23 protein-coding genes and 1 pseudogene are annotated in these 25,151 nt (G+C 45.7%); 17 read left to right on the plus strand and 7 right to left on the minus strand.

What is annotated here, in order from left to right; genetic code table 11:
• Positions 1–16: 16 nt before the first annotated feature.
• The gene (locus KNO98_RS11080; protein WP_214700905.1) at positions 17–820 is read left to right on the plus strand and encodes a VOC family protein; all 804 of its coding nucleotides are present in this window, start codon (positions 17–19) and stop codon (positions 818–820) included.
• An 11-nt stretch (positions 821–831) separates the two neighbouring features.
• On the opposite strand, the gene KNO98_RS11085 is transcribed toward KNO98_RS11080, so the two are convergent.
• Both KNO98_RS11085 and KNO98_RS11090 read right to left on the minus strand, forming a co-directional pair.
• Complete coding sequence (locus tag KNO98_RS11085) at positions 832–1,824, minus strand: 5'-3' exonuclease (RefSeq protein WP_026824581.1); 993 nt, start codon at positions 1,822–1,824, stop codon at positions 832–834.
• Positions 1,825–2,024: 200 nt separating this feature from the next.
• Positions 2,025–3,347, minus strand: coding sequence for a hemolysin family protein (locus KNO98_RS11090; protein ID WP_251129484.1), 1,323 nt, complete (start codon positions 3,345–3,347; stop codon positions 2,025–2,027).
• Positions 3,348–3,536: 189 nt separating this feature from the next.
• On the opposite strand from KNO98_RS11090, the gene KNO98_RS11095 reads away from it, so the two are divergent.
• The 9 genes from KNO98_RS11095 (at position 3,537) to KNO98_RS11135 (ending at position 14,037) form a co-directional block, all read left to right on the plus strand.
• Positions 3,537–4,334, plus strand: a complete 798-nt coding sequence (locus tag KNO98_RS11095) for a glucose 1-dehydrogenase (RefSeq protein ID WP_214700906.1) — start codon at positions 3,537–3,539, stop codon at positions 4,332–4,334.
• Positions 4,335–4,513: 179 nt separating this feature from the next.
• The gene (locus KNO98_RS11100) at positions 4,514–5,239 is read left to right on the plus strand and encodes a MurR/RpiR family transcriptional regulator (protein ID WP_214700907.1); all 726 of its coding nucleotides are present in this window, start codon (positions 4,514–4,516) and stop codon (positions 5,237–5,239) included.
• Between the two features lie 135 nt (positions 5,240–5,374).
• The gene (mngA, locus tag KNO98_RS11105; RefSeq protein WP_214700908.1) at positions 5,375–7,303 is read left to right on the plus strand and encodes a PTS 2-O-a-mannosyl-D-glycerate transporter subunit IIABC; all 1,929 of its coding nucleotides are present in this window, start codon (positions 5,375–5,377) and stop codon (positions 7,301–7,303) included.
• A 13-nt stretch (positions 7,304–7,316) separates the two neighbouring features.
• A complete protein-coding gene (mngB, locus tag KNO98_RS11110) occupies positions 7,317–9,929 on the plus strand; it encodes a mannosylglycerate hydrolase (RefSeq protein ID WP_214700909.1) in 2,613 nt (870 codons plus the stop codon).
• Between the two features lie 59 nt (positions 9,930–9,988).
• A complete protein-coding gene (locus KNO98_RS11115) occupies positions 9,989–11,149 on the plus strand; it encodes a glycerate kinase family protein (RefSeq protein ID WP_214700910.1) in 1,161 nt (386 codons plus the stop codon).
• Positions 11,133–12,068: a mannose-6-phosphate isomerase, class I gene (manA, locus tag KNO98_RS11120; protein WP_214700912.1), complete on the plus strand. Its 936-nt coding sequence runs from the start codon at positions 11,133–11,135 to the stop codon at positions 12,066–12,068. Before KNO98_RS11115 ends, manA begins: the two co-directional genes overlap by 17 nt.
• Positions 12,069–12,124: 56 nt before the next feature.
• Positions 12,125–12,493: a winged helix-turn-helix transcriptional regulator gene (locus tag KNO98_RS11125; RefSeq protein WP_214700914.1), complete on the plus strand. Its 369-nt coding sequence runs from the start codon at positions 12,125–12,127 to the stop codon at positions 12,491–12,493.
• 117 nt (positions 12,494–12,610) lie between these two features.
• Positions 12,611–13,264, plus strand: a complete 654-nt coding sequence (gene nfsB / locus KNO98_RS11130; protein ID WP_214700916.1) for an oxygen-insensitive NAD(P)H nitroreductase — start codon at positions 12,611–12,613, stop codon at positions 13,262–13,264.
• Positions 13,264–14,037, plus strand: coding sequence for an SDR family NAD(P)-dependent oxidoreductase (locus tag KNO98_RS11135; RefSeq protein WP_214700918.1), 774 nt, complete (start codon positions 13,264–13,266; stop codon positions 14,035–14,037). Before nfsB ends, KNO98_RS11135 begins: the two co-directional genes overlap by 1 nt.
• Positions 14,038–14,172: 135 nt before the next feature.
• Here KNO98_RS11135 and KNO98_RS11140 read toward each other — a convergent pair whose 3' ends face one another.
• Positions 14,173–16,128 carry an ATP-binding protein gene (locus tag KNO98_RS11140; protein ID WP_214700920.1) on the minus strand — a complete coding sequence of 652 codons (1,956 nt, stop codon included), beginning with the start codon at positions 16,126–16,128 and terminating at the stop codon, positions 14,173–14,175.
• A gap of 189 nt (positions 16,129–16,317) precedes the next feature.
• Here KNO98_RS11140 and KNO98_RS11145 point away from each other — a divergent pair, with 189 nt between their 5' ends.
• Positions 16,318–16,638, plus strand: coding sequence for a PadR family transcriptional regulator (locus KNO98_RS11145; RefSeq protein ID WP_026824570.1), 321 nt, complete (start codon positions 16,318–16,320; stop codon positions 16,636–16,638).
• Positions 16,635–17,663, plus strand: coding sequence for a DUF4097 family beta strand repeat-containing protein (locus tag KNO98_RS11150; RefSeq protein WP_214700921.1), 1,029 nt, complete (start codon positions 16,635–16,637; stop codon positions 17,661–17,663). The genes KNO98_RS11145 and KNO98_RS11150 overlap by 4 nt, the downstream gene beginning before the upstream one ends.
• Before the next feature lie 35 nt (positions 17,664–17,698).
• On the opposite strand, the gene KNO98_RS11155 is transcribed toward KNO98_RS11150, so the two are convergent.
• From KNO98_RS11155 to KNO98_RS11170, 4 genes and pseudogenes are all read right to left on the minus strand, one after another.
• Positions 17,699–18,391: a LutC/YkgG family protein gene (locus KNO98_RS11155; protein ID WP_214700922.1), complete on the minus strand. Its 693-nt coding sequence runs from the start codon at positions 18,389–18,391 to the stop codon at positions 17,699–17,701.
• Positions 18,391–19,780 (minus strand): annotated as a pseudogene (locus tag KNO98_RS11160) (LutB/LldF family L-lactate oxidation iron-sulfur protein). The gene KNO98_RS11155 and the pseudogene KNO98_RS11160 overlap by 1 nt, the downstream one beginning before the upstream one ends.
• The gene (locus tag KNO98_RS11165) at positions 19,777–20,514 is read right to left on the minus strand and encodes a (Fe-S)-binding protein (RefSeq protein WP_026824566.1); all 738 of its coding nucleotides are present in this window, start codon (positions 20,512–20,514) and stop codon (positions 19,777–19,779) included. The pseudogene KNO98_RS11160 and the gene KNO98_RS11165 overlap by 4 nt, the downstream one beginning before the upstream one ends.
• Before the next feature lie 229 nt (positions 20,515–20,743).
• Positions 20,744–22,027 carry an NCS2 family permease gene (locus KNO98_RS11170; RefSeq protein WP_031424359.1) on the minus strand — a complete coding sequence of 428 codons (1,284 nt, stop codon included), beginning with the start codon at positions 22,025–22,027 and terminating at the stop codon, positions 20,744–20,746.
• A 244-nt stretch (positions 22,028–22,271) separates the two neighbouring features.
• Between KNO98_RS11170 and KNO98_RS11175 the strand changes: the two genes are divergently transcribed.
• The 5 genes from KNO98_RS11175 (at position 22,272) to KNO98_RS11190 (ending at position 25,079) form a co-directional block, all read left to right on the plus strand.
• A complete protein-coding gene (locus tag KNO98_RS11175; RefSeq protein ID WP_026824564.1) occupies positions 22,272–22,505 on the plus strand; it encodes a hypothetical protein in 234 nt (77 codons plus the stop codon).
• Between the two features lie 10 nt (positions 22,506–22,515).
• Positions 22,516–23,475: a LacI family DNA-binding transcriptional regulator gene (locus tag KNO98_RS11180; RefSeq protein ID WP_214700923.1), complete on the plus strand. Its 960-nt coding sequence runs from the start codon at positions 22,516–22,518 to the stop codon at positions 23,473–23,475.
• Positions 23,476–23,542: 67 nt separating this feature from the next.
• Positions 23,543–23,824, plus strand: coding sequence for a HesB/YadR/YfhF family protein (locus tag KNO98_RS11185; protein ID WP_026824562.1), 282 nt, complete (start codon positions 23,543–23,545; stop codon positions 23,822–23,824).
• A gap of 97 nt (positions 23,825–23,921) precedes the next feature.
• Positions 23,922–24,056 carry a hypothetical protein gene (locus KNO98_RS14780; protein ID WP_256442721.1) on the plus strand — a complete coding sequence of 45 codons (135 nt, stop codon included), beginning with the start codon at positions 23,922–23,924 and terminating at the stop codon, positions 24,054–24,056.
• A 93-nt stretch (positions 24,057–24,149) separates the two neighbouring features.
• Positions 24,150–25,079 (plus strand): manganese-dependent inorganic pyrophosphatase, encoded by a 930-nt coding sequence (locus KNO98_RS11190; RefSeq protein ID WP_214700924.1) that lies wholly within the window; start codon positions 24,150–24,152, stop codon positions 25,077–25,079.
• Positions 25,080–25,151: the final 72 nt, after the last annotated feature.

The raw sequence follows: 25,151 nt of genomic DNA on the forward strand, positions 1-25,151 counted from the left end.
GGTGAGGTGATTTTATATGAAAATCGAGAAAATTGAACTAGGACCGGTGACGCTTCGGGTCCGTGACATCGAACAGGTGAAACAATTTTATGTAGACGTAATCGGGATGAACGTCCTAGAAGAAACCGAAGAACTTGTCACGCTCGGAACGAAAGAACGTTCACTCGTTATCTTGCACAGTGTGCCACAAGCGAAGACGAATCCACGAGCGGCAGGGTTATTTCATTTAGCAATTCTATTGCCGGATCGCGTGGAGTTAGGAAGCATCTTGGCACATCTTATTGAGCGGCGTATCGAAGTCGGGCAAGGTGACCACTTGGTGAGTGAAGCGTTCTACTTGAGTGACCCAGAAGGGAATGGAATCGAGCTGTACGCCGATCGTCCGAAAGACCAATGGACGTATGAAGCAAACGGTCATGTGAAAATGGCGACAGAGCCTGTCGAGTATGAGTCGATGCTTCAAGCTGCGGCGAATCGACCGTTCACAGGTTTACCAATCGGGACAACGATGGGACATGTGCACTTTAAAGTGCGCTCAATCGAAGCAGCAAAACGCTTCTACCATGACAGACTCGGATTTTCCGTTACGACGGATTCTTATCCAGGGGCACTGTTCCTTTCGGCAGACGGATATCACCATCACATTGGTACGAACGTGTGGGCACGTCCGAGTGATGCTCTAGAAGTTGAGGCAGGACTCGAGACATGGACGCTTCTCGTCAATGAGCAGACGAATCAAGCATTAGGTGGTACGTCATCTGAATGGTCGTTGACCGATGAAGACGGGATTACCGTGCATATAAAAAGAACGGACGCTTGACGTCCGTTCTTTTAATGTGCGGATACTTTCTTCTGACTTGCATTGAATGAGATGCGAAGTCCGCGTTTTTGATACGCTTGCTCGACTCTCTTCGGGTTGATGCTGAGCTCGAGATGAGCTAGCTTCAAATGTTCAAGTGCTGGCACCGTGACATCAAGACGAACAAGCTCCATATTACGCTCTGCTTTTTTGCGTGTTCGTCTCAAGTTACGGGGCACCTCCTCTGACGTCAGTGCCGCGATCGTTTCATTTACTTGTTGTCGTTTGTCACCTTTGATGCTCAAGGCAGAATACAGCTTATCGAGTGAACCGAATCGTTTGATCAGTTGAACCGATTGACTTTCATCGAGTCCAGCCACTGGTGGAATCCCGTCAGAACGGTCTCCTGTCAACGCTTTAACGGCTGACAATTGCTTCGGTTTCAACCCTTCGTATAACGCTGCAATCTCTTCTGGTCGAATTTCTAAATGACGTTTGAGAGGTAACGGACGGTTATCACGAATGTCACAGCGAGCCTGCATTTGCTGAAGCTCCTGTGTTTGTAACCAAACGGTGATTCGTGGACTGACAAGCTGTAACAAGTCTTTATCTTTTGTCATGATGACCACAGGGGCACTGCAACTGAATTTACGCGCGATATGGGCAATCAAATCTTCCCCTTCATACCCTTCTACTTGGAATTGTGGAATCCCACTATCCTCAAGCAATTGACGCATGAGTTCCATCTGCGCTTTCAATTCAGGCGGTGTTTGGCGTCTGCGGCGTTTATAGCCCGGGTACAGTTCTCGACGCCATAATGTTTCACGTGAGACGTCCCAGACGACGACAAAATGAGTCGGACGATGTCTACGTAGAATCGTCCGAATGAGGCCGGTCATTCCGATGACGGCACTCCGATCGTTTTTGGATACCTCGCGTCCTTTTTTCGTTCGGCTCGCGGCGGCACCATAATAAGCACTGGCCAGCATGGAGTTACCGTCAATCAAAAATAGTTTGCGTTCCATGCGTAACCTTCTTTCTATTTCTTTCTGTTTAAACCGAACATCTCGCCATGTTTCGGTGATGTTGTGTCATTGAGTGGGTGACACTCAAATAAGCAACATATGTGCAGTATATCACGGTAAGAGGCGAAAATATAGCGACAGTTCGATTCGAATGTTAAAAACCCTTCTCTACATTTAGGAGAAGGGTGTGAAAAAAAGCATCATTCTGATATAGGTTCTTCCTCTTCATATGAGGCTAAAATCAAATCAACGAAGACGATGCGGTGATTATCGACTTCACTCACGATCAGTTCGTGATTACCAGGCAAAGTGAAGCGTTCGCCCGTTCGTGCGTTCGCTTTTTGTGATAAAACGAATCCGCCGACCGTATCGACATCATCCTCGATTTCGATGCCAAACCGCTCTTCGAGTTCTTGTGTTAATACGAGTCCCGAGAGACGGTAATGTTTCGGAGCGACTTCTGTAATTTCAGCTTGTTCATCCCGGTCGAACTCGTCTCGGATTTCACCAACGATTTCTTCTAAAATATCTTCAATCGTCAAAAGACCGGCAGTTCCCCCGTATTCATCGATGACGAGGCACATCATCGTCTGTGCGTTTTGCATTTTCACCATCGCTTCTTGAAGTGGAGTGAACTCAGTAACGAGTGGTAATTGATGAATGAACGATTCGAACGGCGCATCATTTTTCGAAAGTTGAGCAGTGAAAAGTTGTTTTGCGTTCACGAATCCGAGAACATCGTCACGATCGCCATCCCGTGTGACCGGATAACGCGTGTACTGGTGTTCTTCGACAACCGAAATAATTTCTTTGATTGTATCTTCTTCATCAATCGTCACCATGTTCATTCGTGGAACCATGGCATCTTTGGCAATCCGCTCGTCAAAGGAGAAGATGTTTTGTACGTATGCTAACTCGTTTTCGTTAATCTCACCACTACGGAAACTTTCCGTCATGATGATTTTCAGTTCTTCTTCCGAGTGAGCCGTTTCTTGAGCCGTCGTCTGAACCCCGAACAAGCGGAGAGTCAGTCGAGCCATACTGTTCAAGGCACGAATGAACGGATAGAAGAGTTTCGTGAACACATAGAGCGGACGCGCGACAAGGAGCGTCAACTTTTCAGATTCATGAACCGCAAGCGTCTTTGGAACTAATTCCCCGATGACGACGTGCAGGAACGCGATCAGTAAAAATGCAATCAGAAACGATAAGAACGTCACGAGTGATTGTGATAAGTTCAACTGTTCAACCAACGTGTGGATATATTTTTCGATTTGGTCAGCGCCGATCCATCCGAGACCTAGTGCGGAAAGCGTAATCCCGAACTGAGAAGCAGAGAGCGAGTCGTCAATATTTTCGATGACTTTTTTCGCAGTGACGGCTTTCTTGTTTCCTTCGAGCACGAGCTGGTCGAGTCGAGCGCTACGCACTTTTACAATTGAAAATTCGGCTGCCACGAAAAAGGCAGTCAAAAAGATTAAGAGCGTAACGATGAATAAGCTAAGTAACATGGGACTGTCCAACAATTCCCCCAAAAATCGGGGAGTCACCTCCATTAAGAATAAGATCAAACGTCTTTCAGGCGTTTCCTGAAAACGAATAGTTTGTTTCAGTATAGTTGATTTGTATCAAATATTCAAAATGCAGCCAACTATGTTTGAGGAAAAGGGAAATGCGGGAACTAAAACCGAGAAGATGAAGGAGGAATTGATATGGCAAACTATCCAGAGTTGAAAGGAAAAGTCGCAGTCATCACCGGAAGCTCGAAAGGTCTTGGTCGAGCGATCGGGGAACGCTACGCAAAAGAGGGGATGAATGTCGTCCTCAACTATCGAAGCAGTGAAAAGGAAATGGAAGAGGTCATCCGGGGAATCGAAGCGGGTGGCGGGAAAGCGGTCGCCGTGAAAGGAGATGTCTCTGAAGAAGGGCTTGCGGAGAAGATGATTGAGAAAGCCATCTCTGAATTCGGGAAGATGGATCTTTTCGTCAACAATGCCGGTGTACAAGTCGAAGCGAAGACGCATGAAATGGAATTCGATAACTGGAAACAGATTATCGACGTTAACTTGAACGGGACATTCCTTGGCGTTCGTGCCGCTTTGAAATACTTTGTTGAACATGAAATCGAGGGCAATATCATCAATATGTCTTCTGTTCATGAGGTCATTCCACGACCTGGCTATACGCATTATGCAGCAAGTAAGGGCGGCGTGAAAATGTTCACGAAATCAGTCGCTCTCGAATACGCACCGAACCATATTCGCGTCAATGCGATCGCGCCAGGTGCAATCGACACGCCAATCAATGAAGAGACGATGAACGATCCGGAAGAAAAAGAGGGGTTAGAGGCTCTCATCCCATCACATGCGATTGGGAAGCCGGAGCAAATCGCTGCCGTTGCCGCTTGGCTCGCATCAGATGAATCGTCCTATGTGACAGGGACAACAATCTTTGCTGATGGTGGGCTTTCGCTCTATCCATCATTCGGTCCAGAGAACAAAGTACAGTAAGGAAGTAATAAGAGGGGGGGAACCACCTCTTTTTTGTTTGATTGCAAGTTTTTCGTGTGTCGTATAAGCTAATGGAGATTGTTGTAATCGCTTAAATTAAATAGTGATACGTGCATAAATTCTTTTATATTTAATGGAAATGAGAAATTAGTAGAATTGTTGTATTTCGGGAGGAGATTATGCTTCATTTTAATGATCGAGTTCTAAACTTTGAGCACCTGTTGAATGATACAGACGATCAAATCATAGAATATATTCAGGCCAATTTTGAAGATGTACCCCATATGTCAGTACAATCGTTGGCTACGCAAATGTTTACGGTACCAAATACGATTATTCGTTTATCGCGAAAGCTTGGATACGATGGATTCTCACATATGAAAACGGCCATAAAGGAAGAACTACGCGAACTAGAAGAGTTAGATGCAATGCAAAACCTTAAAAAAACACATGCTTTGCTAGATTCTCAAAAAATACAATCGTTCAATACGATGATTCATCAATCACCACGTGTCATCGTTTATGGAATTGGTGACTCAGCTATTTACTGTGAGTATTTAATGAATGGATTAAGAACAGTAAACAAAAAGTGTGAATTCTATCTTCACCGTCACAACATGTTGACAGAACTTGAGACTTTAACAAGTAAAGACTTGTTAATACTTATTTCCGTATCGGGTGAAACAAGTCAGCTGATTGAGCTGGCAAAACTCGCAAAAGAACATTATGTACGGACGATTGCCATTACACATCTATGCGACAATACGTTACAGAAAGAGTCATCATATTCATTATATTTCTCATCTCCTCCAATCTACAGTCGCAATCATAATATTACGGATCCGACTCCTATTTTTTATCTATTAAGACACATCCTTGAAGATTATTGGAAATCATATAAATGATGTGTATAAATACACATGAAAACCCTTACATGAATAGAGTTTGTGCAAAAAAGAGAAGAATCGTTCTTCTCTTTTTTTTGTTGATACACTTGGCACATAGAAAGTAATTCATTTCTCATAAGGAGGACAGAAGTTATGCAACTGAGAGAGAGCACCGACGTTTCATTGTTGAATGTTGAACAATCCTTCTCTTCAAAAGAAGACGTAATTCATTTTTTAATCAAACAACTTAAGCGAAATGGTAATATCACGTCCGAATCAATATTTTATCAAGCAGTGATGGAGCGTGAAGCACTATCGCCGACAGGATTTGAAGGAGGACTTGCGATTCCTCATGGAAAGTCAGATGCAGTTGTAAAAGCTGGTTTTGCTATCGCCACACTTAAGCAACCAATCAATGACTGGGAAAGTGTCGATCCTAACAACAAAGTCAACCTTGTCATTTTGTTGGCTATTCCAACGGCTGAAGCTGGATCTACTCACTTGTCACTATTATCAGAGTTTGTCATTCGTCTGACTGATACAACGTACAAAAATCGTTTGTTACAATCAAAATCTCCTGAGGAGATGCTCATTCGATTAGATGAAACGGAAGAGAAAGAGAATTCAATTTCACCAAATGAAAATCAAAAGTTAGTTCTGGGTGTAACAGCCTGTCCTGCCGGAATCGCTCATACGTATATGGCAGCAGAAGCTTTGGTCAAAGCTGGTCAAGAACTTGGCGTGAAAGTCAAAGTCGAGAAGCAGGGTGCGAACGGGATTGAGGATCGCCACTCGACAAAAGATTTAGAAAGTGCTGAAGCTGTTATCTTTGCTGTGGATGTTTCGGTAAAAGAAGAAGAACGTTTCAGTCATTTGCCGAAAGTAAAAACGTCAGTCGCATCACCGCTTCGTAATGCCAAACAGTTAGTACAAAAAGCACTAGATAAAGGCGAAAGTGAAGCGCGTGGTGAGTTCAAAGAAGTTTCCGCTACACATACTGAAGAAGATAGTCAGTCATGGAAGACAGAAGTGAAAAATTCACTGCTTACTGGGATTTCTCATATTATACCGGTCATCGTCGCCGGGGGAATGACGCTTGCGGTCGCGGTCTTTATCGCCCAAATATTTGATTTACAGGCGCTTTACGCTGAAGAAGGCTCGTGGTTGTGGTTGTTAAGACAATTAGGTGGATCGCTCTTAGGTCAGCTTATGATTCCAATCCTTGCAGCATATATGGCGTATTCAATTGCAGATAAACCGGCGCTAGGTCCAGGTTTTGCTGCTGGTGTTGCCGCGAACTTAATTGGTAGCGGTTTCTTAGGTGGAATGCTCGGTGGTTTGTTAGCGGGATACTTCCTTAAGTATTTGAAAGCGAAAATACAACCAAAAGGTACATTTGCAGGATTCATTAGTTTCTGGGTGTACCCGGTAGTAGGAACATTAGTCGTCGGTTCCATTATGTTGTTCGTCATTGGTCGCCCACTTGCGGCACTGAACACAGGATTGCTCGAATGGTTAAGTGGTTTAGAAGGAGCAAACGCGCTCTTGCTCGGGGCAATTATCGGAGCCATGGTCTCGTTTGACTTAGGTGGTCCGATCAACAAAGCGGCATATACGTTCTGTATCGGTGCGATGGCGAGCGGAAACTTTATTCCTTATGCGGCATTCGCCTCGGTCAAGATGGTTTCTGCTTTCTCGGTCACATTGGCAACGCGTTTAGGTAGAACTTTGTTCACACGTGAAGAACGTGAAATCGGGAAACAGACTTGGTTACTTGGACTTGCCGGTATCACAGAAGGGGCCATTCCATTCATGATCAATGACCCACTCCGAGTGATCCCGTCACTCGTTGCAGGTTCAGCCGTGACGGGCGCAATCGTCGCATATTTTGGAATTGGATTGAATGTTCCGGGAGCAGGGATTTTCTCATTAGCACTACTTCAAGGTCAGCCGTTGTTCTTCGCGGCAACGATTTGGTTGGGAGCGGCATTAGTAGGGGCTGCAATCTCTACATTCCTTCTCTTATACACACGCAGACACAAAGTTCAAAAACAGTTGAAGGCAGAAAAAGAAGCAGCATAAAGGAGAGATAGAAATGAAACAGGTTCATGTGGTTCCACATATGCATTGGGATCGTGAATGGTACTTCTCCACAGAAGAGTCAAGAATTCTGTTGGTGAATAACTTAGAAGAAATTATGCATCGTTTGGAAACAGATGAGCACTACCCGTATTACGTGTTAGATGGACAAACGTCTATTTTAGAAGACTATTTAGCCGTCAAGCCTGAGAATCGTGAGCGGATTAAACGCCTCGTTCAGGCGAACAAGTTGATCATCGGACCTTGGTATACACAGACGGATGAGATGATTATTGGGGCAGAATCAATTGTTCGAAACTTGCTATACGGTATTAAAGACTCTAAAGAATTCGGACCCCATATGGAAATCGGATATCTGCCTGATTCCTTTGGTCAATCTGCTCAAATGCCAATGATTTTGAATGGTTTCGGGATTAAGCGTTCCATCTTTTGGCGTGGGACGTCGGAACGTCATGGGACAAACAAGACTGAATTCTACTGGGAATCGAAAGATGGATCGAACGTATTGGTTCAATTGATGCCACTCGGTTATGCCATCGGTAAGTATTTGCCTACCGAACCAGAGGCTTTAAAGAAACGCATGGATAAATATTTGCCAGTGCTTGATCGCGGAGCCACAGGAGAGAACCTTCTCCTTCCAAATGGTCATGACCAGATGCCAATTCAGCAAAATATTACGGAAGTGCTCACCGAACTGCATCGTTTGTATCCTGAACGTGAATTTTTCTTGAGTCGCTACGAAAAAGTATTCGAACAACTCGAGCAACAGTTGAATCTTCCGACGATTAGCGGCGAATTTCTCGATGGAAAATACATGCGGGTTCACCGAAGTATCTATTCAACTCGAATGGATATCAAAACGATGAATGCCATCATCGAGAACAAGTTGACGAACATGCTCGAACCATTGATGAGTTTAGCGTATTCCCTTGGCATTGAATATCATCACGGTCTGATTGAATTGATTTGGAAAGAAATCATGAAGAATCATGCCCATGACAGCATCGGTTGCTGTTGTTCAGATAAAGTCCATGCTGAAATCTTTAACCGTTTCTTCATCGCAAACGAGAAAACAGATCAATTGATCACATTCTATAAACGTAGAATTGTGGATTCGATTGACACGAAACGAACAGAAGACAGATTAACGTTCTTTAACTTGAGAAGCATTGCCGAAGAACGTGTGATTCGGACGGAAGTCATCACAAAGTTTGAATCATTCCGTTTAGAAACAGAAGATGGAATGGAAGTACCTTATGAATTGATTCAAAAAGAAATCATTGATCCAGGCTTGATTGATCGCCAAATCGTTCACTACGGCAACTATGATCCGTTTTACAAGTATACAATCGAAGTTCGACGTGAATTGGCAGCACTTAGCTATGAAACCGTATTTGTGGTATCAGAGTCGACGCCAACAGCTGTAGAAGAGACGACAGTATTTGGTCCACAACTGATTGAAACAAAAGTCTATAACATTACGGTCAAAGAAAATGGAACCATCGATTTGCTGGATAAACGATCGGGCGTATTGCACCAAGATTTGTTGTGGCTCGAAGATAGTGGAGATGATGGAGATGAATATGACTATTCTCCGCTCGCAGGAGACAATCCGATCACAACACAATCGAGTCGTCCGATCATTCAAACGACGAGCACATCCAACCGAACAGTTGTCACGATTTCACATGATATGAAGATCCCGAGTGATTTGATGGAACGAAAAGATGGGCGTCTGACGAATCTGTTGAAGGTCTCACTTGAATTGGTCATTGAACAAAATGATTCAACAATTGGACTCAAAGTAGTCGTGGACAATGACGCAAATGATCATCGCCTTCGCCTTTGCTTGCCAACTTCTGTCCAAACGAATGTTTCGTTTTCCGACAATCAGTTCGGTGAAATCAAACGACCGTTCATCGATGCTGCAATTCATGTATGGGAAGAAGAAGGATGGAATGAACGACCGGACGGAATTTTCCCGATGTTGTCTTATGTGGGATTACAAGAAGAATCAGGAAATGGAATGGGTGTCATTACGAATAGTTCACGTGAGTTTGAAGTAATAGAAGAAGGCGGATCGACACTGGCCATCACCTTATTCCGAAGTGTAGGCGTGTTAGGTAAAGAAGAGCTTGTTCGACGACCTGGACGACCATCCGGAATCAAATTGTCGACACCTGATTCGCAGATGATTGGCACTTACACGTTTGACTTTGCGTTCACATCATTGGATGGAACTGAACGTCTCTCTGACTTGGCGAAACGTCATCTTACACCGATTGTGACCTATAACAAAATACCACATGACGCGATGAAGCTTAATCCAACTGGACTTCGCTTAAACGCCTCTGCATCACTCTTAGAGATGACTGAAAATGGCTTATTAATGAGTACTTTGAAAAAGGCCGAAAATGAAAAAGCGTTACTGTTACGTGTATATAACCCGACTGAGCATACGATTCCTCTCATGTTTACGAAAGTAGACTTTGATTCATTCACTGAAGTCAATTTGAATGAAGAACCGGTTCGAGACATTACTGAGGTCGTGTCAAACAATCAGTTTCATATCTTACCGAATCAAGTGAAGTCCATCTTGATGAAATAAACCAAGTCAGGACATGGATGATCCGTGTCCTGACTGATTTTTATACGGAGGGAATCAACATGTCTGTATTAGTAGCACTTGATTCATTTAAAGGAAGTCTGACGTCCGAACAAGCGAATCGAGCTGTAAGGGATGGAATCCAAATGGTCAATCCAAATGAACGCATTGATCTCTTGACAGTTGCGGATGGAGGAGAAGGAACGGTTTCTGCATTACGGCACGCATTACAACTAGAGAATCGAGAGCTTGAAGTGCTGGACTCACGAAAAAAACAAGTAGTGGCGACGTATGGAATCAATCGACAACGTCAAACAGCGGTAATCGAAGTCTCGGCGGCGTGTGGATTGCCTCAAGTTCCAATCGAAGAACGGAACGCGCGACTTGCGACATCTTATGGGGTCGGGCAACTCATCCTTGATGCAATCAAAGAAGGAAGTCGAACGATTTATGTCGGGTTAGGCGGGAGCGCAACGACGGACGGCGGATTCGGGATGTTACGTGCACTTGGAGGAATATTCTTCGATGCCAAACAAAAAGAAGTCACTAACGTCGAAAACTTTCATTCTGTGGTTCACAGTGATTCAAGTGAGCTTAAGAAGAGATTAGAAGACACAGAGATTGTTCTAGTCTGCGATGTAGAAAACCCGTATTACGGAGAGACGGGGGCGGCACATGTATATGCGCCACAGAAAGGCGCGACTCCAGAGGACGTGTTGTTGCTAGATGAGAGGTTGAAACATTTCGCAAAACTGATGGAACGAGATACGGGAGTGAATGTTCAATTATGTGTCGGAAGCGGTGCTGCAGGCGGAATTGCTGGAGCACTATACGCCTATGCCGATGCTAGATATACATCAGGCGCAGAATTGGTATTGATGTTGAACCATATTCCAGAGCGTATTTCCAACTATTCTTTGATTATCTCGGGCGAAGGAAAGATCGACGAGCAAACCTTAAATGGAAAACTTCCGTTGATGATTGGAAAACTTGGGGCGAAAGAACGGATACCCGTAGTGTTACTTGGGGGAAGTGTTAACATCCCATTTGAAAAATTGCATCAGACGACAATTCTTGCAGCGCATTCCATCGCGCCTGGACCAATGTCTCTCGAAGACTTAATGAACTCAGAGGTCGCCTATGAACAGCTTAAACAGACAGCAGCACATTGCTATGCTACTTTCCAAGCCAGAAAGGACGGGAACAATGATTTTAAAAGTTGATCCAGTATTTCAAGAGAGAATATGGGGCGGTAGAAAGTTGAATACGCTCTTCAATTATAAAATTCCAGATGGAAATATTGGCGAATGTTGGGGAATATCAGCGCATCCGAACGGCATGAGCTACGTTTCTTCTGGAGAATATAAAGGAATGACTCTCGCAGAGCTATGGAAAAATCACCGTTATTTATTCGGGGAGTACACAAATGAAGAGTTTCCTTTACTCATCAAGCTGTTAGATGCGAGGGAAGACTTATCCGTACAAGTTCATCCAAACGATAATCAGGCGCAACGTTTAGAAGGTGAACCTTACGGAAAAACCGAATGTTGGTATGTGGTCGATGCAGAATCAGATGCAGAATTGATCCTTGGTCATGGTGCGCAAACAAAGTCAGAATTTTTGGAGCGAATTGAGCATGGGCAGTGGGATGACCTCTTATGTCGCATGCCTGTAAAAAAAGGTGATTTTATCTATGTTCCAAGTGGCACGATCCACGCGATAGGAAAAGGGATTGTGATCCTTGAGACGCAACAATCGTCAGACACGACTTATCGAGTATATGATTTTGATCGTGTCGACGCGGCGGGAAATCTTAGAGAATTACACTTAGAAAAAGCATTAGCTGTCACGAACTTTCCTAATGAACAGGTAGTAATTGTCCCCGAAACACTAAAAGTTCCTGATGGTACAATCACAACGTTGATCGAAACGAATGAATTCAATGTCTATCATATGTGTGTTCAACCCGGTTTCACGCTTGATCCTTTAGACCGCTTTAGACTCGTTTCGATAGTAGAGGGAGAGGGTCAAGTCAATGGGGAACAAGTTGGTAAAGGTGATCACTTTATCGTGGTAGCAGGGTATCGACCTTTAAAAGTTGAAGGAACGATGGAGTGGATTGTCAGTGACTGTATCTTGTAAGATTTAAGACATCGGAGACGGTGTCTTTTTGCGTTAGGAATAATAAGGAGGGAATCATGAAAGAAGCAGAATATAAGGTTTTTTATTGTAATGTAGAGTTGGCGCTCGATGTGATGGGGGGGAAATGGAAACCACTTATCATCTATCACGTAGGCGGTGCTGGCGTAATCCGATTTGGGGAATTGAAACGTAAAATTCCGAACATCAATGAACGAGTACTCTCTCGTCAACTCAAAGAACTAGTTGAAGCAGATCTCTTGGCTAAAAAAATATATGACGAAGTTCCACCACGTGCAGAATATTCTCTTAAGGAGGCTGGCGAAGCGCTCTTACCCATTTTGAAGCAATTAGGATCATGGGGAAAAGATTATCAAGATGAGCATCAATATGGAGAAATTTATTTCGAAGAAGAATATGACGCATAACCTTAGTCTGTACAAAAGTGTCCGTACGGATAAAGAAGTCCGTACTTGTAGGCGGGTGATGTGAGTCCTATACTAGGCGCATATCAAGTTTTACAAATCGAAAAAGGAAGTGTAGATATGCAACTAGTTAAGACATTAAACGATCGATACTCAACAAAAGAGTTTGACGTATCCAAACAAATTTCTGAAGCGGACATGGATTCAATCAAGTCGCTACTCCAACTTTCTCCATCCTCAACGAATGTTCAACCGTGGCATTTCGTGCTTGCAACGACTGAAGAAGGAAAAGCGCGTGTCGCAAAAGCGGCGAATGGATTCTATAGCTTTAACGAATCGAAAGTGACGAATGCTTCTGCCGTCGTCGTATTTGCTTCTAAAATCGACATATCAGAAGAGTATCTTCAGCACGTGACGGACAAAGAAGATGAGGATGGGCGTTTTGCTGAAGAGGAGTTCAAGCATGCTAACCACGCAGGGCGGAAGATTTTTGTCGATATGCATAAGTATGATCACAAAGACTTGTCTCATTGGACTGAGAAACAAGTTTATCTGAACTTAGGTTCATTCTTACTTGGTGTGGCATCATTGGGAATTGATGCGATCCCAATGGAAGGTTTAGATATGAAGATGTTAGACGAGGAGTTCGGATTACGGGAAAAAGGCTTCACATCTTGTGTTGTCGTATCCCTCGGATATCGTTCTGAATCTGATTTCAATGCAGCCTTACCAAAATCACGACTTGATTTAGCTGAAATCATTGAGGAAGTGTGATGAAGATTCTCGTCACCGGTGCCACTGACGGAATCGGACTGGCGACCGCCAGGCTTTTGATTGAAGAAGGTCATGAGGTTTTGGTTCATGGTCGAAACGAGCAAAAACTAGCGGCTGTCGTGCGAGAATTCGACTCTAATCGTGTCAGTTCATATATTGCAGACCTTTCTAAGTCTGAGGACGTCATGTCATTCGCAGACCGACTACTAAATGAACATGATTCAATCGATGTTCTGATTCATAATGCCGGTATCTATGGCGCACAGCCCCGGATTGGGGAGAATGGATGGGATCTTCGTTTCATCGTGAATGCAATAGCACCTTATGTTCTGACAAAAAGACTCTTGCCACTACTTCCTGTAACGGGACGAGTCATCAATGTGTCATCTGCTGCCCAGGCACGATTAGACTACGGGGCGTTACAAGGTCATTCACCTATCACGGACGGTGACGCATACGCACAAAGTAAACTGGCAATTACCATGTGGACGTATGAATTATCGAAAAAATACCCTCAGACTTTCATAGCGGTCAATCCAAAGTCCTTGTTGGGTAGTAAAATGGTGAAAAGTGCTTATGGAATCGATGGTCATAATTTGATGATTGGAGCGAAAGTTTTACGTGATGCTGTCACTTCAGATGAATTTGAACATGCGTCAGGCAAATACTATGATAATGATCTTGAGCAGTTTGCTGAAGCTCATCCAGATGTATATGATGAAGAATATAGACAGGAGCTCATGGAAACCTTGAATTCCATTTCGTATCTTTGAGTTCACGTTAGATGATGCAATCAATGCTTTAACTGAAGAATGTCACTTTATTTAAAAATACTTTAACTCTTTTCATGACTAATACTTTGTCAATATAAAGAAGCCATCCCCCATAAAGGCGATGGCTTCTTCTCATTAACTACTCATTTGATTCGATAAATCCATTTTTGGGAGACTCACGGTGAAAATGGAACCTTTGCCGATGTTCGATGTGGCGTGGATTGCACCACCGTGACCCTCTGCAATCTCTTTACAAATCGCGAGCCCGAGACCCGTTCCCCCAATTTTACGACTTGCGGAATTGTCGACGCGATAGAACTTGTCAAACAGCTTCGGCAGCGCCGTCTGAGGAATTCCGATTCCATGATCTTCAATCGAAATATCAATCCAGTCGGGTCGTTCACATGCGACACGAACATTGATATCGCCACCCTTTGGAGAATACTTGACTGCGTTATGCAGCAAATTCGTAAATAGTTGTCCGAGTCGTGTCCGGTCTCCGTATACATAGACATCTTCCTGACAATCAAACGTGATGCGATGGTGTTGGCTCGATCCTTGGTGCACCGTGATGGCCTGTTCGAGAATGACGGATAGACGTTCTGGTTCGTTATGGTACGTCTGTTTGCCAGACTCCATCCGCTGCACATCAAGCAAGTTTGAAATCAAGTCTTCGAGACGCAATGTCTCTTGATGAATCATTCCTAAATATTTTTCGGAACGTTCAGGAGACAGTTTACGGAAACGAAGTAGTTCTGTGAAACCGATGATACTTGTGAGTGGCGTACGGAGTTCGTGAGATACAGTCGACACAAGCTCGGTTTTCAGGCGATCGACTTCAGTCTCATGTGTCACATCACGGAAGACAAGCATCGTACCGTGGCGTGTCCCTCTCAAGTAAACCTTCTCCGCATACATTTGAATGAAGCGCTCTTCTTGATTCATCGAGAACGTGACGCTCTCTTCTTTACACTGTCCATCGAAGGACCGTTCCATGAAGGCGAAAAACGCATCCTTTTGGTCGACCTGGAGGCCGAGTTCTTCTAGACTCACATCTAATCGATATAAATCGACTTCATTTCGTTTCGTAATCGGTTGATTAAACAAGACGAAGAGTGCCTGATTGGCTACTTTTTCTTTTGTTGTGTGCTCCACATAGATGACAGCATCCCGAATCGAGTGGAGAAGACGTGCTGTCTTTTCACGTTCTTCCTCGATTCGATGACGTTGTGTCGTGAGGGACGAAGCCATCTGGCGGAAAGATGTCGTCAATTGCCCGACTTCATTTTTAGATTGAGCAGTTGCCGGGATGACCGGCTGTCGCTCTCCAGCAAGACGCTTACTATTTTCAATCAACTCCTGAAGTTGCCCTGTCAATCGTCTGACGTAAGGACGGGCAACGATGAAGAGAATGAATAAAACACCGAGTAAAGAAAGAAGCCAAAGTGCCTGTGCCCATTTCGTATGGGTCGCAAGTTGGGCACGGAGGGCGTCCTCTTCTGCGTTCAGTGAGTTCCGGTATTTCGTGAAGACGCTCTCCATATCGACAATGCTCGCGCTCATATCTGCAGCACTTTTCGAATTGATTTTGAATTTACGATCCGTCGGCGGTTCTTTTTGTGGATTTACTTTCCCGAGTGTCGGCATTTTCAAGAAAGGCTCGGTGACACTTCCGCTCCGCTTTCCTTCTACATAACGTTCAAGGCTCGGCATGACGCGTTCCTGATAAGCGACAAAGAGCGTACGAGCATCTCCCGCGTACGTTTTTTCCTTATCGGTCACGGCGTTCTGTTCGAACCAAGTCGTCTGTTCGTCAATCAAGACTTGCTTTTCTTGGACGCGCTCTAACATCGCGTCGTCCCCGAGGATAACGTATCCACGCATTTCATATTGCATCGACTGCCATGTCTCGAACAATTCGGTCGCATTCGTGCGCCGTTCACTAATGTTCTCGAGCGATGATGTCGTCTGTTCGATTTGGTTTTCCGTATACACATATACGGCAAGAGACGTGAGGAGAATCAGTCCGATGAATAAGTAGAAGACGAATAAAAATTGTCTTCCAATCTGTTGGTCAATCCATGACTTCATAAAGACCGTTCCTTCCTGGAATGATGAACATTCCGGCTGTGACAAATATCCTACGAGTGTCGTTCTTTCATTGTACAGATTCATTTTCTCAGATGCTATATATTAAGAAATTAGGGGAATACTCACTATTGTTTATTGAATAGTAGTAAATGATGTGCTATTGTTCTATGTATAGTAGGGGGTGGGATCATGAATCCTCAATTCAAAAAAGGTGTGTTGAATCTTTGTGTACTTGCGCTTGTGGCAGAACAAGACCGCTACGGCTATGAACTCGTTCAAGCGATTTCGGCCAAAGTGGCAATTTCGGAAGGTGCTGTTTATCCATTGTTACGTCGACTGACGACAGATGGCTATTTCACGACGTATTTAACGGAGTCCGGGGAAGGGCCACCGCGAAAGTATTATCAGATTACGGAACAAGGGAAAACACATTTGACTGAGTTGCGAGCGGAATGGGATGTATTCACAAACGGCGTCAATGACTTAATCCGAGGGGGAGACGACAGATGAATGAAGAACAGTACTTGTCAGAGCTTGAGCAATTATTGATGAAAGTAAAGGTGAAGGATCGCCTCGATATATTACGAGATGTGTCCGAGTATTTCTCGAGCGGCCGATTAGAAGGAAGAAGTGATGAAGAGATGGCACGCGAGTTAGGGGAACCGAGCATACTCGCCTCGGAACTGCTCGCCTCCGTCGATTTTGAAGTATCGGAGTTGACACGACCACCCGCGGTTGTTAAAAGTTCGACCGTAGCCTTTCAAAGTGTCCTCATTCAAGTACAAAATGCGCAAGTGTTCGTCACTCCATCACAAGATGGCTATGCTTACGCAACGCTCGAAACAGAGACGGATCATGGGGTCGCGATGGACATCGTTGGGGACACACTGGAGATTCGAATCGAATCAGAACGTCGTTTTGGTCTATCTGATCTATTTTCGTGGTTCGGGTCGAAAGCACCGGTGCTTCGGGTTGAATTGCCACATCACGCCTATCATCAAATTCAATTGAAAAACCGCCACGGTTCGAGTGATGTACAGGACCTCCAAGCGGAACGATTTCATGTCGAGAGTGAGAACGGTCGAGTCATCGCGCATCAGATTCAAGCGAAACACGGTGTACTGCGCACCTCGAACGGAAAAGTGCTTGCGTCGAGTTGTCACGGTCATGATTGGGAGCTTCATTCCTCAAATGGTCGCGTCGAAGCGAAACACTCTCGACTGGAGCGGATTAACATCCATTCCTCGAACGGTCGAATCGATGTCGATCACGTCACGGGGGCGATTGATGCCAAAACGTCAAACGGTCGGATTGACTGTTCCGTACAAGCGATTCAAGCACCGATTCGGTTAAAATCGAGCAATGGAAAAATTGACTTACATGTCGATGAACGTCCGGAAGATGTGACGATTCGAGCGAAGTCTCGAAATGGTAAAGTTGATGTGTTCGGCGAACGATCGAAGGAATGCGTGTTTGGGGACGGGGCGATTGAAGTGAAGTTAACAAGTTCAAACGGAAGCGTCACCGTGTCATGATAAAAGTAGCCCCTCCATCGATGGAGGGGCTTTCCTTATAAATCATGCACCAAAATATAGGCGACTCGAACAGGACCATGAACGCCGACAATGAGATTCATCTCGATGTCGGCTGAGTTTGACGGTCCAGAGATGAAATTGACACCGTTCGGGGAATGAAGGCCGTCTCGGTCTAGTGCGGCAAGTTGTTGTGCCGTTTGCGTCATGCGCGGAACAAGGACAGATTTTGGGATGATCGCGATATGGTCTTGTGGTAACAGACTGATGGTCCGTGATTTACCAGGTTTCGCATATTGGACGATCGTCGCACTTTCCGCAAACGCCGCATCCGCAATTGTGATTCCGATGTCAGCACGTATAGCCAAATCTCGACTCATTTCCGGTTGTGTCGAATCCCACCAAGCGAACGTCTCACTCGTTGAGGGTGCCCAAGCAGAAATCCGTTCATCGTTTTCCGCAAGGATGCGCGTTCCTTCATAGCGTTCAATCAAGAGACGGAGCGTATCATCAAGATGTTTCGATTCACATTCTACTAAATCGGTGTGGATTCGGGTCGCGACCATGCGAAACGTCTCGAGCAGTTCCTCTTCACTCACACCTTTTAACACGTGATCTTGTGGATGGTTCTTATATTCGCGTTTCGGTGGTGTGAGGTCAATTTCACGACCAAGTTGTTTCACGATTCGTTTTAAAAAGTCTTCACGGTTTGTAATTGTTCCAGGATTCATCAGACGTTCCCTCGTTTCTTGAACCAATCTCGAACGGTCTGTTTGTTTGGCTGTGGTAAGTCTTTCGAGTCCGTCCAAGCTGGTAGTCCTTTTTCAATCTGACCAGACGTGGCGAATGGTGATGACGCAAACGGTGCGACGTGTTCCGCTGCTTCAAATAAGAACGGACTCGAAGCCGTGACGGCAAATCCTTTCATCGCAATCCGCTCCACGAAAGGTGATTGTTTATTCTCTTCTACGATGACACGGCGGTGTTCGATCAACAGTTCATGTAGCGGAATCTTCACAGGACATGCCTCTGTACAGGCGCCACATAGACTCGACGCGTAGGGGAGTTCTTTGTAGTTCTCATACCCGTCAAGGAGTGGGGCCAAGACGGCACCAATCGGACCAGGATAGATGGAGCCGTACGCATGACCACCGATATGACGGTAGACAGGGCAGACATTGATACAGGCCGCGCAACGAATACATTGCAGGACAGATTGAAACTGTGTGCCGAGAATGCCTGATCGTTTGTTGTCGACGATGACGAGGTGGAACTCTTCTGGTCCATCGACTTCGCCGATCGCTCGTGTCCCGGCGAACGTCGTGATATATGAAGTGAGTCGCTGACCGACGGCGCTTCGACAAAGCATATTGACGAGTACCTCGAACTCTTCATAGGAAGGGACGACGCGTTCCATCCCCATAACAGAGATGACCGTGTCAGGAAGTGATGTCACCATGCGTCCGTTTCCTTCATTTGTCACAAGCCCGACGGCTCCACTCTCCGCAATGGCGAAATTACAGCCGGTGATGCCGACTTCTGCCTTCAAAAAGTCTTTCCGTAGTTCTTGTCGCGCATAGCGACCGAGTTCAGTCGGGTCGTTCGAGCCGATATATCCGTGAGCAGTGAACGTTTCATGCACAGCGTCTCGGTCTTTATGCAGGGCAGGAGCGACGATGTGAGACGGTGGATCTTCATTCCCCAAGGTCGGACTCGACGACGGTACATCCTTCTTCCTGAAGCGCCTCGTTCAATCCGATTTCTTCTGTGACCATCGATTTTGATTTCACGACATGTTTGGCTTGTTTCGAGCGAACGACTTCCCGAATGTAGCGGTTCGCTTCTTCTGGTGTCTCTGCAAAGAAGACGCTCCCGCCGCGTTTTGAGACGTTTTCACTCAATTGATATAAGTAATAGTCCAAATGTTCAAGCACGTGCTGACGAATCTCTTCCGAGTGGTCACGGAATGCTTCCCAGTCCCCGAGTTCGCCCGCAGCGTTCAACCGTCCATCGCGCAGTCGGTTTTGAGCCGAACTGACGGCTTGACGCATAAACGCATCCTCAATCCCGTCTTTCCGACGGTCCTGAAACTTCTCATCTAACCGAATCCCCATGCTCATGCTTGCTTCACTCCTTCATTTAAGACTTCGGCAATATGCATCACTTTAATCGGATGTCCTTGTTTATGAAGACGTCCACCGATATTCATTAGGCATGAAGCATCAGCTCCAATCAACACCTCTGCGCCTGACTGTAAGATGGACTCGACTTTCTCATCCACCATCTGGACCGACACATCCGGCATTTTGACAGAGAACGTTCCTCCAAACCCGCAACAGTTATGTACGTTCTCAAGTGGAATCATCGTCAGACCGTCGACGTTCTCGAGCAATTTCCCGGGAGCTGCTTCAATTCCGAGGAGGCGAGTCATATGACAGGATGCATGGTACGTCGCCTTACTAGGGAACTTAGCACCGACATCGGTGACTTCGAGCACATCAACGATGAACTGCGTCAGTTCGAACGTTTTGGCGGCGTGCGCTTCTGCGCGTGGTCCCCACATCGGGTCATCTTGAAATAAATGTGGATAGTCGCGCATCATCATGACACAAGATCCTGATGGTCCGACGATATACTCTGCATCTGCCTTCTCAAACGTTTCAATCATGTGCTTGGCGATTTTCTTCGTTTCCTCATGATAACCACTATTATAGGCAGGTTGCCCACAGCACGTCTGTTCAAACGGGAAAGTCACATCGCATCCTAAATGTTCGAGTAGTTCGACTGTCGCTTTTCCGACAGAGGGGAACAACGTATCAGATAAACATGTGACGAATAAAGCTACATTCGGCATAGCCATTCCTTCTTTCTTCTAAATGATAACGATTTCAACGTCATTATTTCATAAAGCGTAGGAAAGTGACAGAAAAATGGGGAGAAAAACTTATTTATTTGTAAAATACTGTCTAATTGATAACGCATCTCACTGAACCAATATTCATCTCTTTTCTGATATAAAACAGGGAAGGAGCACGTATAACAGAAAAAGATCCTCGTCACATGACAAGGATCTTATGTCTAACTTATAGGAAGAACATTTCCAAAATGAAGAGTGCGCCGAACAAGTAGATGAGCGGGTGAACCGTCTCTTTGTTCATTGCTTTGAAGATTGGGTATAAGATGAACCCGAATGCGATTCCGCGTTCGATGCTTCCTGACAAAGGCATGATCAAAATCGTCATGAACGCCGGGAAGTATTCGCTAAAGTCACTCCAATCGATGTACCGGACATTCGTCAACATGAGCGCACCGACGATGATGAGGGCAGGAGCCGTGATCGCCGCTACGCCAGAAATGGCACCGATGAGCGGGCTGAAGAAGAGTGTCAATCCGAACAATCCAGCGACGACGGCCGTCGTGAGACCCGTACGTCCACCTTGGGCGACACCGGCAGCAGACTCGATGTATGCCGTAGACGGGCTCGTTCCGACGAGTGATCCACCCATTGTAGCAAGCGAATCGGCAAAGAGTGCACGGTGACCATTCTCGATCGTTCCGTCTTCTTTTAAGAGACCGGCTTGTTTTCCGACACCGACAAGCGTACCTGTCGTATCGAACAATGTGACGAGGAAGAACGAGAGCACTGCACCGAACAAACCGTATTGAATGACATCACTAAATGCCGTCACGGGGTTGACCATGAGTCCCTCCGGAAGCGTCGGCATCGCCGTGACACCGTCGATTTTTAAGATATCCATGAAGTATGCCGCAATCCCGGTAAGTACCATCCCGATGAGTAAAGAACCGGGTACGTTTCGTGAGAAGAGGAGTGCTGAGACGATCAAACCGCCTAGTACGAGTAGAACTTCTGGAGAAGACACGTCACCGAGACGCACCAAGTTCGCCTCATCGGCGACGATTAAGCCCGATAACTTCAAACCGAGTGAAGCGATGAAGAGCCCAATCCCGGTCGTGATGGCATGCTTCAACGAAGTCGGGATCGCTTGAATCAACTTCGTTCGAATCGGAGAGAGCGACAAAATCAAGAAGAAGACGGACGAGACGAAGACGACACCGAGCGCGGCAGACGGGGCAATCTGCTCTTGGGCGACGAGCGTGTAAGCGAAGAATGCGTTTAGTCCCATCCCTGGCGCAACAGCGATTGGTAAGTTCGCATAAAACGCCATCAAGCCTGTCCCGATGAGGATGGCAATGATTGTTGCTGTGAAAGCTTGTGCGAACGGGATACCTGCGTCAGATAGGATCGCCGGGTTGACGACAGAGATGTACGCCATTGTGACGAACGTTGTGATCCCAGCGGTCACTTCTTGTTTAACATTCGTCCCATGTTGTTTCAGCTGAAAGATATTCATCGATAAAACTCCTTATTACAGTCTATTTCCGAACATTAATTGAAAAAAATGAGTAAATTAACGTTATCAACTTGATGACTATACAAAAATGTTCGATTCACGTCAATTGTTTTACGTAAAAAACATGGAAAATGAGGAATAGTAGTAAAAAATGTTCGGAAATTAACTTTTCTAAAAAGATGCTTGCTCTGAAACGCGTTTCAGAAGATACGGTATAGACAAAGGGAGGGGAACCGATATGAAGCCGACAACGTGGAAGACATGGTGCAGTGGAATCGTATACGAGCTCGTCATCAATCAGTTGTATACACCGTTTGGAAAAATGTTGTGTACCCGTTTCCGTGAAGAGTTTCTTCATTTACCGTTAGAAGAGCGCTTCCGTCTCGTTCAGGCGATCCGTTGCCAAGTCGTCGAAAGAGGTGACAGTCAGCAAGCAGAATGGGTACACTATATGCAAAGACTGACAAGTTGAGGTGAGACCAATGGCGAATATTCGAGATATCGCAAAGCACGCTGACGTTTCGGTGACGACGGTTTCGCGCGTCTTGAACGAGCATCCGTACGTATCGAAAGAAAAACGGGCCCGTGTCCATAAAGCGATGAAGGAGCTCGGGTATTTGCGGAATCAACAGGCGTTGACGCTGTCGACAGGGAAAACGCAACGTGTTGTCGTCATCTTGCCTTACATGGATCATCCGTATTACGGTTTCTTCGTCAACGGACTCGCCAAGGCGGCGCTCGAGCACAACTACCGACTCGTCATGTGGCAAACGGAGTATAAGCTGAGTGAGGAGCGACAAGCACTCGATTTATTGAAGCATCGCGAAGTCGACGGGGCAATCGTCTTGTCTCACGAGATGTCCTTTAAAGAAATGGAGACGTACCGCGCTTACGGACCGATTGCCGTGGCGACCGTCGGTGCACCAGAGACGATTTCATCGATTCATGTCGATCATTACGCATCATTCGTATCCGGTATTCGTGTATTACAGAGTCACGGGTATGAGCAGATTGGTATGATTTTGTCGAGAAGCCATAGTCCGAGTTCCCTTGCGCGTCAGCAAGCCTATTTCGATGAAGTAGCGCATGCGCGTGAGCAATGGATTTGGACTGGGTATTTGACGAGCGAGGATGGCGTTCGGTTGGCTGAAACGTTCCTCTCTCAAAAAGAGCGTCCTCGAGCGCTCTTTTTCTCGTCTGATTATGTCGCCCTCGGATTTTTAGGAGAGATGCAACGAAGGCATATTGCCATTCCCGAAGAAGTCGCTATGCTCGGATTTGACGGGCATCCGATTGGTCGGGCGTTCGGACTGTCGACGATGCTCTCTCCGAATGAACAGATTGGCAGGCGTTTATTTGAAACGACGCTTGCCGAGATGAACGGTGCTCGACCTGAAACACATGGAATGACAGTCAGCTATCAAGTCGGGACAACACTTTAGGCAACTTCCTCGCTCGACTGTTTTGAAACGTTTAGAATGAAAGGAGTAGTCGAGAGGAGGAGATGTTATGAAGATTCAAGTAACAGAAGAAGCGCTCCAATGGTTCAAACAAGAGATGGAAGTCGAAGCGGGTCAAACGGTTCGTTTATTCGCGAAATACGGGGGTTCGACAGACTTGACGCACGGTTTCTCCGTCGGGGTCATCACGGAAGACGTGAACAATGCGGCCGTTGAGACAGAAGAAGATGGAATCCGTTTCGTCGTGGCGGAACAAGATGAATGGTTATTCCAAGGCCAAGACGTGAAAGTCGAACTTCGCGAAGAAGAAATCGTCTTCGTACAAGCCTGACGTTTCAGTTTGTTTACGTTTGATGAAATATCGTTTCATGAAATCTAGCTTGGGGAACAGGTTACGACAAGTCAGATTTTCGAAAGGATGACGTGATATGTCAGACAAAGAAAAGCGTGAACAAGAAGAAAAAGAGAAGTTGAACCGAGATCAACCGGACATCTCCCACGAAGAGGATTCAAAAGGAGATCATTCCGACCTCGAAGAGACAGATGAAGACGAACAATCATAAGAGCCGACACGGCTCTTTTTGTTTGGGAATTGAAAGAAATGTCGTGGACGTTATAATGGATAAGGGAAAACTATTTAGTGAGGAGAATGAGATATGAGTACAGTACTAGTCTTCGGACATAAAAATCCAGATACCGATACGATCACGTCAGCGCTCGCCTATGCCGAGTTGAAGAAGAAATTAGGGATGGACGCAGAGGCAGTCCGTCTCGGTGAAGTGAACGGGGAAACACAATATGCACTCGATCACTTCCGCGTAAAAGCACCACGCTTAATCGAAAGCGTGAAAGGTGAGGCGGAAGAAGTCATCTTAGTCGACCACAACGAGTTCCAGCAAAGTGCGGACGGCATTGAAGACGTGCGAATCCTTGAAGTCATCGACCACCACCGCATCGCGAACTTCCAAACGGCAGACCCGCTCTACTATCGTGCGGAGCCAGTCGGATGTACAGCGACGATTTTGTTGAAGTTGTATAAAGAGCATGGTGTTGAAATCGCAGCGGACATGGCCGGTTTGATGCTTTCAGCCATCATCTCGGATTCGCTTCTCTTCAAATCGCCGACATGTACGGATGAGGACATCAAGGCAGCGAAAGAACTTGCAGACATCGCTGGCGTCGATGCGGAAGCATACGGTCTTGAGATGCTCAAAGCGGGTGCGGACCTCAGCCAAAAAACGATTGAAGAGCTCATCTCACTCGATGCGAAAGAATTCGCGATGGGTGACTATCGTGTCGAAATCGCACAAGTGAACACGGTCGATGCGAACGATGTCTTGAACCGCAAAGAGGAAGTCGAAGCGGCCATCTCCAACACGGTTGCAGCGAAAAACTTAGACTTGTTCGTATTCGCCATCACGAACATTTTGACGAACGATTCGGAAGCCATCGTCGTCGGACCAAAACCAGAACTCTTCGAACAAGCGTTCAACGTGACGCTTCAAAGCGGATTGGCGACACTTCCAGGGGTCGTCTCGCGTAAGAAGCAAATCGTACCCGTTTTAACTGAAGCGGCAACAAAATAAAAACTCGAAGCCTATGCCTCGAGCGGAACTGCAGACGTGAATACGTCTGCAGTTTTTGTTTTAAAAAAAGAC

Source organism: Exiguobacterium sp. s57 (assembly GCF_018617685.1).
Taxonomy (GTDB): domain Bacteria; phylum Bacillota; class Bacilli; order Exiguobacteriales; family Exiguobacteriaceae; genus Exiguobacterium; species Exiguobacterium marinum.